The organism is Neorhizobium sp. DAR64872/K0K18 (assembly GCF_050500175.1).
Taxonomy (GTDB): Bacteria; Pseudomonadota; Alphaproteobacteria; order Rhizobiales; family Rhizobiaceae; genus Neorhizobium; species Neorhizobium soli.
Map to the genome: position 1 here is coordinate 966,591 of NZ_CP191445.1, position 10,635 is coordinate 977,225.

The following is a 10,635-nucleotide window of genomic DNA, read 5'->3' on the forward strand; positions in this document are numbered from 1 at the left end:
CGTTGAAAGGGAATGGACAAATCGAAAGTCATTCTTCGCTGTAGTCACTGCGGCTGCTGATCGAACTGTCCGCAAAACGCGGGAGGACGTCGTCGATGTAGTTGAATGCGGTGAGACGCTCGATTTCGACATCCAGCTCATTGTCCATCTCGTCCTCGAAAAACACGTCTTTAGTTCGCGCCCCTTTATTCAGGCGTGCCCAGCGGTTGCGGGTGGTTAAGTGGGTATGGTGTAAAAGCAATCCAGGGTTGTGGTTAAGCCGACGGCCCTTCTTGCCGACGGCCCTTCTTATTGAGCGCCATTTTCTGATCCTCTTCTGATTATAACTGTAAGCTTGAAGATGCTTAGTTTGTGGCTCGGCGAAGCCAGGTCACCTCGGTGATCTTCTCGTCAGTCGGAGGAAAAAGCGTCCCAGAATCGATGAGACGCCAGATCGCAACGCGACGGGCCCGCGGGTCGTTGCTACCGCGAAGCAAATCTCCGAAGCGAAACCAGCCCTGCATCTTTTCAACAATTGACAGTAGCGCCGCCACGTCCATCTCGTCGTGCTTGTCGCGTGACCAAAGAAGCCAGCGAGCATTTTCAGCACGTTCATGGGTGGCGTAAAGCTCAGTGACCAGTCGGATATCGTCGACTTTTCCATCAAGACCGTAGGCTTCGATGCGCTTGATCAAGTCCTCCATTTCCGCTCGCTTGCGTTCCAGTTTCACGACGAAAGCACGCTTCAGACCGGAACGATACTTTACATAATAATCTGCCGTGTGGTGATGCAGTGTTCGATCGTCGTCTTCCCAGCCCAAGCGCGGAAACTGGGAGAATACGAACTCAACGTCGTTCCGCGCCTGGACCGACTGTGAAAACCTGCGCTCAAGCTCGCTCTCGTGCTGAACGATGACGCCGTTGAAGATCGTAAACCCACGGGCCGTTGCCTTTGAGCTTTTGTTGTGCTTTCCATCGTCCCTTACCTTCCGGCTCTTACGGGTCGTCGTCCTTTTGTCCGGGCCCTGTACCGGCGGGTTCCAGAACTTGACGTGTGTCGGAGTGGTTGGATCGATGGTCGCTACCTTAAGACCGCGCGAAACGTTCTCCTCCGGTTGCTGGATCCCGCCCTGATTATTTGTTGTCGTGTGGTCCAGGAAACCGAGACCAGCTTTCATACGGTTGACGATCTTGGCACGCTTGCGGGCGTAAATGACGGACATGATAATTAACCTCCTTTTGGACGAACGTTGGCGCGACGCGTTAGTGGTCATAAGGGTGGAGATGCGAATAGGAAGATCCGTGAGAGACGAGGCGACTGGGGGAGGTATTTGCCCCCCCCCATTCACTTGTGAGAGTTGTTACTTTGAACTGCGCCCGCGGGTTGAAGCGCTCGATTTGTGACGCCAAGGATGGACGCGATTATCGCGGTAGCGGCGGTTAAAAGGGACACTCGCTTTGTCAAAGGCGTCCTGGATCATTTCGAGCAAGTCCTCGACCTGCTCGTCCGGGTCCGTCTCGTTTGAGATGGCGTCGTTGGTAAGGTCGTCCGTCTCGTCAGTGAGAAGGTTCACGAACTTGTGGCCATCGTAAAGGCTAGCGTATTCTTCGTCTTCGGTGGGCTGGTTGCAGTATGAACGCATGTAGTCGATCCGTTCCATGACGGTCTCCTCGATGATGAGCGAATAGTTGGGTTGACCGCAACGACGGCAGCCGACGACGACCAGGGCTTCACTGATATGGATTTGTGTATTCACGATCATCGTCGTCACCTCGTTTTGGTGACGCCATAAATGCCTTAGCCCGTCGATGAAATCTGGCTGGCACTGGCTCTACGCCGTTCGAAGAATCGATATTAGGAAGCTGATTCCGCGTTGAAAAAGAGCGCGATCTGTGCACTCCCGCATACAAAAACGGTTTTTGGGGAAGTTTTCCATTTCAGCAATCTCGATAGCCATGGCGGGTGAGGATACCCTTGACGATCGAGTGGCTCGTTCTGGCACAGGGCCAACGAACAGTGTCGAACGTCAGATGCTAACAAAAGCTATGAGAAGCAACGACATAGGCACGGCCTCGCGTGATGGATAGCCAATCTTCTCACCGCTTGAGAAGTGTGTCCACCGATTGTTAAGAATTCATTAGGCATGGTTAACGGCTGACCGGCAGGACCAGCCAGAAAGTCGTTCGGATGGCGAACTTTCTTGACCGGATTTTCCGCGGGTTTGTTGGTTGCAACAAAGGACTCGAAGCTGACGCCACAATCAATCAAGGATGTCTGCTTATGGAATTCGAGCTGCTCTCGCGCATGGGCGAAATCAGGAAACATTTGGGCCGAGTGCTGGACGAGCTGGGACTTCAGGCAAGGTTGGAGCCTGTCGATCCTATCCATACCGACGATACGTGCAACCGACCAGTCATTATCAGTTTTCAGAACTCAGACAGGACGGCTTTTAGCCCTGTGGAGCTTGCACTCGGGAGCTTGTCAGCCAAGCGGACGCTCTCCTGGGAAGAATCAGCAATGGTTGTAACCCATTGGGCGAAGCACGAACTGGGCAGCAACGGCTGGGTGTTTTTTGAGTGTCTACCGTTGGGACAGACCGAAGCCCTGAAAGGCAGCCAACAGGAAATCTTTGATGCTATGGAAGTCATGATCCGTGACGCCGACGTGGTGTTGCGCGGCGATGTTCTTGATCGCCGCACCGAAGATAAGGCCTTTGCGAGAGCATACGAGCATCTCGAGAGTGTTCTTCGCGAAAAGGGGCCGACGATCACATGTGAACGCAACGAAGGGATTGAAAGCTACAACTTTGAACTCGATGGTGGCGTGCCTTGGCGCGTAGCCTTCGAACCGTCCGAGGCCGTTCTCTACGTGAATGGAGACAGGGTAGGATCATGCTCTCCTCAACGCCCCGACAAAGTTGCTGATCTCGTCTGGAACCGGATTGAAGATGAGCGGCTGGCAGCGCTGTTCGGCTGGTAGACGCCGACGTCCTCATGAACGGGATCATCGAGGTCATCGTCATCGCAGGCGTCTTGAACCCGCTCGACCTCTCTCGAGCGGTCGAGGTCCTCCATGAAATCAAACCATTCTTCCGCGAGATACTGATCGGGGTTGGGACTATTGTTCCAACTGCGTTCGGGCGACAGGCCTTTCAACAAGCGCATGCCCTCAATTGTCCTGTGCCAACTTGGCGTTTGCCTACCACTCTTGACCCTCAAGGACCCCGGGGCGGTCTCATCGAATTCTTCTCCGGTTAGAGCGGTATATATCGATCTGGCAACTGCAAGGGCCACCAGTGGCGGGGTGAGAGATCTCAGCTCTCCGTACTTATCCTCAAGGCTCTTACCTGAAAAAACCCAGTCGTCGGGCATGCCCTGCAATCGAGCGATGGCCTGCACCGTCAGAGGAATCGAAGCGAATTTTGATGCTGATTCATTTGTAAGAGGCATATCCTGCACCAGCCGCGCAAGAAGCCCGTGCGTCCTCCACGCTTCGCTATTCATTGGTTTCCTTAAATCGGGAGCCAGCGTTTTTTTGTGAGACTTCAACCAGCAAGCCGCCCAAGTCCGGTACCGGAGCTCCTTAGTCCGCTCCGGGGTAATCTTTTCACTGTTTTTCAAGGCTACCCGTTGTGGTCGATGTGGGAAAGCGATGTCCTTGAGGGTGTTTGCTAGGTAGGTCCTGTGAGGCATATTAAACGACGCTGCCTTATACTGGCCCCACTTCTTCTCTTCTATTCCCACAATGAATGTGTGAAAGCGCCCCTGCTGCGGTACGCCGTGATCTGCAGCCTCTATGCTAAAGATGTCGACGCGATATTTCAGCTCAGCGCATTTTTGAAGGAACTTGTCGCGAGCGACCAAGTACCGTTTTGTTTCGAAATACTCAGTGGTTTCCAGGAAGAAAGCACGGGGATGGAGACCGGCGATGAGATCCAGCGCTGGCTGCAGCAAGCTACCAATGTCGGAATCACCTTCTCCTCCACGGCCCCAAGGAGCTGTCGGCAGGGCGGCGGATAACAGGTCTATCTTGGCAGCATGTGCTTCTATGATGTCTTTTCGCACGTCTGGATCGCGAATGTCCGCGACCTTCAAGTTCCAGTCGGGTCGATTGGCTTTGATGGTCTCCGCGGAATGCTCGCGTTGATTCTCATGGACTAGCTCAAGCGAAAACCCTGCGGCCTCCAAACCTAAGGCTTGTCCGCCGCTTTTCGAGCAAAGATCGATTGCTGTAAGCTTGCGAACCGGGCGGGGACCAAGCCGCGCCCGCGCATCGTGGTCCCGGCGAAGGTGGCAGCGTTTGTCGGTTTCTGGTAACCCAGCCAGATAGTTTATACCGTCGAACGCGGACCAAGCCACAAGGGCGCTCTCCAGCTCGGGAAACCGTGTATCGAAATTTCCGTTTGCTAACTCCGAAAGAGCGTAGTGACATTGGGCCAGATAGCAGCGCTCAGGCCTTTCCAGCCCAGCCCAAAACCAAGCTTTGACCTCCGGGAATTCATCGCCGAACAGCTCCCTGAAGCTATCCAGCGCTATGCGCGACAGGTCGGTTATTTCCTTGTGCGCGTTATTTGCCGCACTGCAGCCATTTTCTTCGTAATCGAGCATCTTCCGATATAAAAGCTGCATTTCGGCAAGTAGCTGGCGTTCTTTCCTCTCCGCCAAAATCTGAGCCCCGGATTTTAAGGTAGCTTGACCATCCTGAAGATGAGACAGTTGATCGCTAAGTTGTCGATCTGTCGCAGAAGCGAAGAGACGGCTTATCTCGTTACTGGCAACGGCCACGCCAGAATTAATGCCGCTTGTGGCTCTCTCTCGGATTTCCCGATCCACTCGCTTCCGCGCTTCGTCATCGGCCACCTGTCGCGGTTTGCCGTCAGGGTTGATCAGCGCCCTTATCAAACTTTGGGTTATGCAATCGGTTGGGATCGCTTCCAGAAAACTTCTAATTTCCTCGGTAACTTGGCCAAATACGACCACATCCTCTTCAGCTACACCGCAATCGCGAAGGAACGTGTCTTGTGACAGCAGTTCGTTGTCACGCACGTCGGCGGCATACTTCAACTGCTTGATAAGCTGATTGCCAACAGCTCGACGGCTTTCTATGAACTGATTTCGGCGCTCAGACAGCAGTGTTGCCGCATGCTTCTGCGGGTCTTCGATGTCTGTTGACGATGTAGTAGCTGCGTGCACAGTCGTGGTCATGTCGCTCGAGTTCCCAATATTTTTGCGGAACATGACAAAGGAGACTTTCAGTCACAGAAATTACGTGCTTAAAATTTTACAGAACTACAAGTTTCCAGACGTCCAGGGCATTGATGGCAAGTGCGGCGGGGTGGGGCCAACATTTTAGCGAGGCCCAAGGCGCTCTGATTGAAGCCAAGCCACGCCTCCTGCGGCCGCCGTGTATCAGAGCAATTGCAAGCTTTTGATTCTCACCTGGTAAGCTGTGGACGAGCTAACGTTCAAATTGATCGTGCGAATTGAGGAGTTTCAAGCGATTCGATCTTAGCGTACCATTTATCTTCCATTGGATTGTAGATCCCTGGTAGCGGATAATAACTGTCGATCAAAAGGAAGTCTTTGATGTTGAAGGTCGCGATCGCCGCTCGGTGGACTAAGGCCGCGGCGGCGATGTGCAGATCCTGGCCACTGCGCGTCTTTTTTGCATCCTGACGGGGGACTATGAGGTTGCGCAGCCGAGGGTCGGCCGACAATGTCCCCCAGACCTCGCACACGTGTCGGTCTGTCTCGGCAATCGGAATTCCGCTTGAGACGAGCTTCTGGTACCAGTTGCTAAGTTTAACGGCCTTTATCGGATCAGTCGCGCAGCACTTCATAATCCCGAGCTGAAGCTCCATTAGCGCAGCAGCGGGTATAATCAGGTTGTCGGCCATTTGAATGAAGTCGACGACTAAGGGGTGAGGCTTGACCCTGCTGGTCTCACTCAGCACGCATGTGTCCAAAAGGAATGCCATTGCCATCGCACGCTCTCCCTGCCGTTAAAGGAAGGCTGAGCATAGAAGGTGAATATCAGGTTAACTCATGAGTCCTGTTGGATAGGTCGCTGGGCGTCCTTCCGGAAGAAGCAATACTTAGACTCCCCGAGTGGCAGGAACCGTGATAAGGAAAGAAGTGAAAAATCCTAGATCGTGATCCACATGCCAGCCAAGGAAACTATCGTCATCTCCGAAGACGACAAGGAAGTCTTGGATTTCCTTGAGCGGCTGCGGCTAGCCGGTAGTGTCTCGGTTCAGATCGGAGCGGAGACGTACGATCTGAGGATGACAACGAAGAGTATCAAACAGTCGGGGCGGGATTTCCTAGCCCAGGGGGGGCCGTCGACAGAAGACGATCTATAGTACGTCCTAGATCGCAGAGACATAGAGGGCAGGGTGTCGCCTGTTCCTCCCGCAGTCGTCGAACAAGATCGATTACCAAGCGCTACCCGTTATTACCAACGAGTCGCTTGCCCTTGTCGGTGACAATTAGGAGCGTGGTTCCGTTTACACAATTGCACTTGAGAGAGCCGTCCATAGTTGACGGCGCAATCACGTTGCCTTCAAGCAGATGAGCGCCACCAATGTGGAAAATGTCGGTCGTCGTCGATTGCCTGACAGCGGGCGGCCGTTGGCTGTTGAGCACACGAGCCAACAGCAGCCCAGGACACCCTCCCGTTTGCGGTTCATGATTAGCGCAACATGGATAGAGTGCTTATCTATCGACTTACCATCGGTAACCGCGGCTTCGCTTCCCCCGCACGACCTCTAAACAAACGCCATACGACGTTTCGATAGCGCTATTGGATTTCCAGTGGGGCAGACATAGCGTTGCAAGATGAACAAAAAAGTTAGTGCGCCCCTCCCTGTTAGGCAGTTGGATTGCAATTAGCCAAAGACACATTTTGCATAGGCTTCCGCCCTATACCGTACTGGACCTCGAACTGCGGGTCACCGAACAAAGCTTAGGGCTGTTTTCATCAAGTATTTACTGTGCCGATAAACCTATAATTGCGAGTTGGTCGATATATGGCTTGTACCGTATCATGGGGGCAGCACAGTGAATCGAATACTTGCAACAATTCTCGATGTCGCCAACGTATTCACCGCAGCTGGCGTCATTCTAATATCAGCTTTTGCGGGTGCGAAGCTCTACGCTGGGCAGGGTGAAATGGCCCTGATCGGCTACGTTGTTGGATCGGTGATAGGATGCTTCTTCGCCGCTTTGATCTGTGGCGTTATCTCAATGCTCTCGTTGATTGAGAAACATCTCAGCTTCATTGCATCGTCCGTCGAATATCAAAATGTCATGACGAAAATGCAGATCGATGGACGGATCGACCCCCGGATGTAATGTTCATTGCCACGTACGGCACCTACTGTACATTCAGCCGCACACATAGGAGGGATAGGGCGGCGGGCAGTACCGCGTCGAAGCTAAACGCTCGGTCGTCACTCTCGACCGCCCAAGTTCGGACATTTATGAAAGCGTAGGCGAATTGTTTCGCGTCCGCTGAGGCGCCCGACCCGAAGGCCAGTACTTTGGAGGCAATCGTCATACTTTACTCTCTGACCTCAATTCCGATTACTTTGGGCCCCTTGTAAGGTTCGTTGTCCGCCGCTGGTCTCATGACCAGCACTCGTCGATCTTGAATGCGACCGTCACCCGGACTCAATCGACACGGGAAGTGTACTCGTTGCTACCTCGCGATATTTGTTGCGAAGGGAGACAGTGGGTAGTAATGGACATTCGTTCGGGTGACCTACCCTTTGAGGAGCAAAACTTGCAGATACAAGTTCGCGATAATAACGTTGACCAGGCACTCCGCTTTTTGAAGAAGAAGCTGCAGCAGGAAGGCGTGTTCCGCGAAATGCGGCTTCGCGAACACTATGAAAAGCCTTCGGAAAAAAGGGCCCGCGAGAAAGCCGAGGGGATCCGTCGTACCCGCAAGCTTGCTCAGAAGAAGCTAAATAAGGAACTCGGGATCGTGTCGATTAAGAAGCCTAAACAGGCTACGCGTCCAAAACCGTCGGTTTAAACGTCTTTCTCTGAGAAAAAGATGGGTTTGACTTTCCGAACCATATGTGAGAACATAACGTGAACAAATAAAATTGGTGCTGGTCCGCTTTAAGTCGAAGTTCATAAGCCCAGTGCGTAGTTCCTTTGCCGTCGAACCATGCCAACTCACGTTTTGAACGGAACGGTCGTCAATTCAATGTAAATTAGCGAGCGTAAAAGAATCAACGCCAGTGCAGAGCCTTTAAAGCCCATCGTTCAATGCTACCTTCAACTCCCACTTGACGACGCCCGACCTAAAAAGTCAGCAATGCGACGCACGAGGCGACGCGGAACACCTGCAAAGCGTCGGCCGTCTTATTTATCGGGGTAGCTCACTCCTCCGCACATGTTCTGGTTCTAAGGCATAAAGTACCTTTGTTCCCGAGGTAGTGGACATTGACTCCTTAGCGATCTCATTCGAAGAAGTATCGCTAGTGAAAACAGGAGATGACCTATGACCGACGAAGACAACAATGACGTAGTAGCCGTTACCGACGCCCAAGAAACTGTAACGCCAGTAAAGAAAACCCGGCAGTCCCGGAAAGCCAAAGCTGCTGCCGAAGCGGCGAAAGTTGCCGATGTAGCCGCATCCGATACGCCCGTGAAAAAGACAAGAGCGAAGCGCGGGTCGAAGTCCACTACCGTTGAGGCGATGAAGTCGCCAGGTCGTCGCGGAGATGGTGCGACAGCCGCAGCGGCTTCTGACGTCGAAACTTTAACTCCTGCGACTGCCATCGACGACGACTTTGCCGATCTCATTAAGCTAGAGGAAGAAAACAGAAGCCTTCGCAGGGAGCTGTCTGAGAAACTCCGCGCTGAGAATGAGAACCTCCGTAAGCGCCTTGGAAAGAATTGACCGGCGGTAAACGCGACATTTTCGCTCGGCTACCAGATTATCTATCCTGTTAACTACATGCCGGGCCTTCATGGTCCGGCATGCAAATGAACGGCTTTGATGCCGTCACGTGCGAAAGGCATGACTATCATGAAAACACCCTGGAGATTCCTGGCCGACCTGATCTCACCGAAATCGAGAGTCGATCAAGCTGCCATTGCTGGCGGTAACGCTGAGATGAAAGCGCTGGAGTATTTCCCGGTTGAGGTGCCTGTCGAGTCTTCGCATGAGGAAGGTGGCTCGGTCGTTCCTCCCACCGCAGATGATAGTCCCGTGGGAGCGTTACAAGACGCGACCGAGGTTCCCGCCACGCATACTGCGGCCGATTCGTTTCATCATACGGCAACCGACGAACTTATGTCGTCCGCTGCCTATCCGGACGAGGTTATTGTCGGCGCTGCCTCGCTCGCTCGTGCGGGGCAGCAAGATCCAGTTAAGGATGACGTGCATCTCTCTTCTCCGAAAAAGATGGTCAGCGCCGAAACGAGTGTGCTTCAACCAGTAGCTCTAGATCAGAGGTCTTCCCAGGCTTCTGCCGGAAACGTACCGCCTAAGGAACTGACATTCTCAGAACGTATGTTGATCTCCAACGCTGAAATTCAGGAATTGCGAAAACAGTTGGCTGGGAAGCTTATGACGCAGAATGAGCAGCTTCGGGGGTTGCTTAGACGATACGACAGAGACTGATAGGCTCAGAAAAAATGATGACCTTGCCAAAAGTTGGGCTGCGTGGTTAGGCGCATTTCCGGGGAATATTGCTAAGAAATCCGCATCCAACAGATGTGCTCACGAACTGTATCCGCCTGGAGGCAGTTATGTAGCTGTAAAGTCAGTAACGGACGTTTGATCATTATCCCTCCCCAAGGTCTCCGATAAACCTCCTTCTCCTAACTGAGGCTGTGCTTGTTCACCTTGCTGAAGGAGCAGGCCTGATGAGCCGGAGCCCAGTGTCTGCTCCTGAGCCTTCATCTGCTCCCTAACGACTTTGCCGATCTCATCTTCAATCGCCTTCCGGTCCTCCGCAGGCATCGCTGCCAGCTGCTCCTCAGTTATACCCTTAGAGGCTAGGTACTGAGCATGAATCTTTTCGGCGACGTTGATCTCAGCCCACCTGTGCAGTTCGTCCTCCAGTTCTTTCTTACGGTCTTTCGCAGCTAACGCATTTGGTTCCTCGTCTGGCATCTCGGACTGCATCGACCACAGTTCACCCGAGAGCTTCGGTGAGAAAACTGTAGAGCTTCCGTTAATGGCCGCAGAACTATCCGTAGTTCCGATAGCGTCCTGGTATTGTGTCTCTTCGTTGTGTGCTTGGCGGCTGCGGTAGGCGTAGTTGCTGTGGATACTGGGACTCTTATCAATAATGGTCACGAGCGGTTCTCCCGTTGTTATTCGCAGAGGCTGGAGATCTGCCTTGCGTGTTACTTGATCAAACAATCTTTTTTAAATGCTGAGCGCCGATTTATTTTCGATGCGTATCAAGCCGTCGCCTGCTCGACGGCGTACGTCGCTACAAATTCGAAAGCCGAATTTGCAGATTGGGTAAGACCCTGACAAAGCACGACCCCGCTTCCCGAACAGTGAACGGAAGGCGCTATGCCCCCCTGCTATGTTCCGCACCATTGTCTTGCATATCGGCGTCGCTCGCCTGTTCTCCGGCGTCAGCGGGCGCGTCGTTTCGGACTACAACCCCCGGCCCCAGGACC

The 10,635-nt window shown here is 53.1% G+C and carries 10 protein-coding genes; 5 read left to right on the plus strand and 5 right to left on the minus strand.

The window, feature by feature from the left end; translation table 11 throughout:
* Window positions 1–344: 344 nt before the first annotated feature.
* Together ACQY1P_RS04300 and ACQY1P_RS04305 are read right to left on the minus strand one after the other, a co-directional pair.
* The gene (locus tag ACQY1P_RS04300; RefSeq protein ID WP_430253086.1) at window positions 345–1,202 is read right to left on the minus strand and encodes a hypothetical protein; all 858 of its coding nucleotides are present in this window, start codon (window positions 1,200–1,202) and stop codon (window positions 345–347) included.
* Between the two features lie 138 nt (window positions 1,203–1,340).
* Window positions 1,341–1,742 carry a hypothetical protein gene (locus ACQY1P_RS04305; protein WP_430253088.1) on the minus strand — a complete coding sequence of 134 codons (402 nt, stop codon included), beginning with the start codon at window positions 1,740–1,742 and terminating at the stop codon, window positions 1,341–1,343.
* Window positions 1,743–2,167: 425 nt separating this feature from the next.
* Here ACQY1P_RS04305 and ACQY1P_RS04310 point away from each other — a divergent pair, with 425 nt between their 5' ends.
* Window positions 2,168–2,959, plus strand: coding sequence for a hypothetical protein (locus ACQY1P_RS04310; RefSeq protein WP_430253090.1), 792 nt, complete (start codon window positions 2,168–2,170; stop codon window positions 2,957–2,959).
* On the opposite strand, the gene ACQY1P_RS04315 is transcribed toward ACQY1P_RS04310, so the two are convergent.
* Both ACQY1P_RS04315 and ACQY1P_RS04320 read right to left on the minus strand, forming a co-directional pair.
* Entirely contained in the window at window positions 2,881–5,184 is a 2,304-nt protein-coding gene (locus ACQY1P_RS04315; RefSeq protein WP_430253092.1) for a DNA cytosine methyltransferase, read from the minus strand. The genes ACQY1P_RS04310 and ACQY1P_RS04315 overlap by 79 nt on opposite strands.
* Before the next feature lie 260 nt (window positions 5,185–5,444).
* The gene (locus ACQY1P_RS04320) at window positions 5,445–5,963 is read right to left on the minus strand and encodes a PIN domain-containing protein (protein ID WP_430253094.1); all 519 of its coding nucleotides are present in this window, start codon (window positions 5,961–5,963) and stop codon (window positions 5,445–5,447) included.
* Between the two features lie 1,075 nt (window positions 5,964–7,038).
* On the opposite strand from ACQY1P_RS04320, the gene ACQY1P_RS04325 reads away from it, so the two are divergent.
* The 4 genes from ACQY1P_RS04325 (at window position 7,039) to ACQY1P_RS04340 (ending at window position 9,619) form a co-directional block, all read left to right on the plus strand.
* Window positions 7,039–7,332 (plus strand): hypothetical protein, encoded by a 294-nt coding sequence (locus ACQY1P_RS04325; RefSeq protein ID WP_430253096.1) that lies wholly within the window; start codon window positions 7,039–7,041, stop codon window positions 7,330–7,332.
* Window positions 7,333–7,762: 430 nt separating this feature from the next.
* Window positions 7,763–8,017 (plus strand): 30S ribosomal protein S21, encoded by a 255-nt coding sequence (rpsU, locus tag ACQY1P_RS04330; protein ID WP_430253918.1) that lies wholly within the window; start codon window positions 7,763–7,765, stop codon window positions 8,015–8,017.
* Between the two features lie 474 nt (window positions 8,018–8,491).
* Complete coding sequence (locus tag ACQY1P_RS04335) at window positions 8,492–8,893, plus strand: hypothetical protein (protein WP_430253098.1); 402 nt, start codon at window positions 8,492–8,494, stop codon at window positions 8,891–8,893.
* A gap of 129 nt (window positions 8,894–9,022) precedes the next feature.
* Complete coding sequence (locus tag ACQY1P_RS04340) at window positions 9,023–9,619, plus strand: hypothetical protein (protein WP_430253100.1); 597 nt, start codon at window positions 9,023–9,025, stop codon at window positions 9,617–9,619.
* Between the two features lie 126 nt (window positions 9,620–9,745).
* On the opposite strand, the gene ACQY1P_RS04345 is transcribed toward ACQY1P_RS04340, so the two are convergent.
* Entirely contained in the window at window positions 9,746–10,300 is a 555-nt protein-coding gene (locus ACQY1P_RS04345) for a hypothetical protein (RefSeq protein WP_430253102.1), read from the minus strand.
* Window positions 10,301–10,635 lie beyond the last annotated feature (335 nt).

Bases quoted from the DNA above. Each gene is read 5' to 3' on its own strand.
- ACQY1P_RS04300 (WP_430253086.1), bottom strand. From the start codon at position 1,202: ATGTCCGTCATTTACGCCCGCAAGCGTGCCAAGATCGTCAACCGTATG.
- ACQY1P_RS04305 (WP_430253088.1), bottom strand. From the start codon at position 1,742: ATGATCGTGAATACACAAATCCATATCAGTGAAGCCCTGGTCGTCGTC.
- ACQY1P_RS04310 (WP_430253090.1), top strand. From the start codon at position 2,168: ATGGCGAACTTTCTTGACCGGATTTTCCGCGGGTTTGTTGGTTGCAAC.
- ACQY1P_RS04315 (WP_430253092.1), bottom strand. From the start codon at position 5,184: ATGACCACGACTGTGCACGCAGCTACTACATCGTCAACAGACATCGAA.
- ACQY1P_RS04320 (WP_430253094.1), bottom strand. From the start codon at position 5,963: ATGGCAATGGCATTCCTTTTGGACACATGCGTGCTGAGTGAGACCAGC.
- ACQY1P_RS04335 (WP_430253098.1), top strand. From the start codon at position 8,492: ATGACCGACGAAGACAACAATGACGTAGTAGCCGTTACCGACGCCCAA.
- ACQY1P_RS04340 (WP_430253100.1), top strand. From the start codon at position 9,023: ATGAAAACACCCTGGAGATTCCTGGCCGACCTGATCTCACCGAAATCG.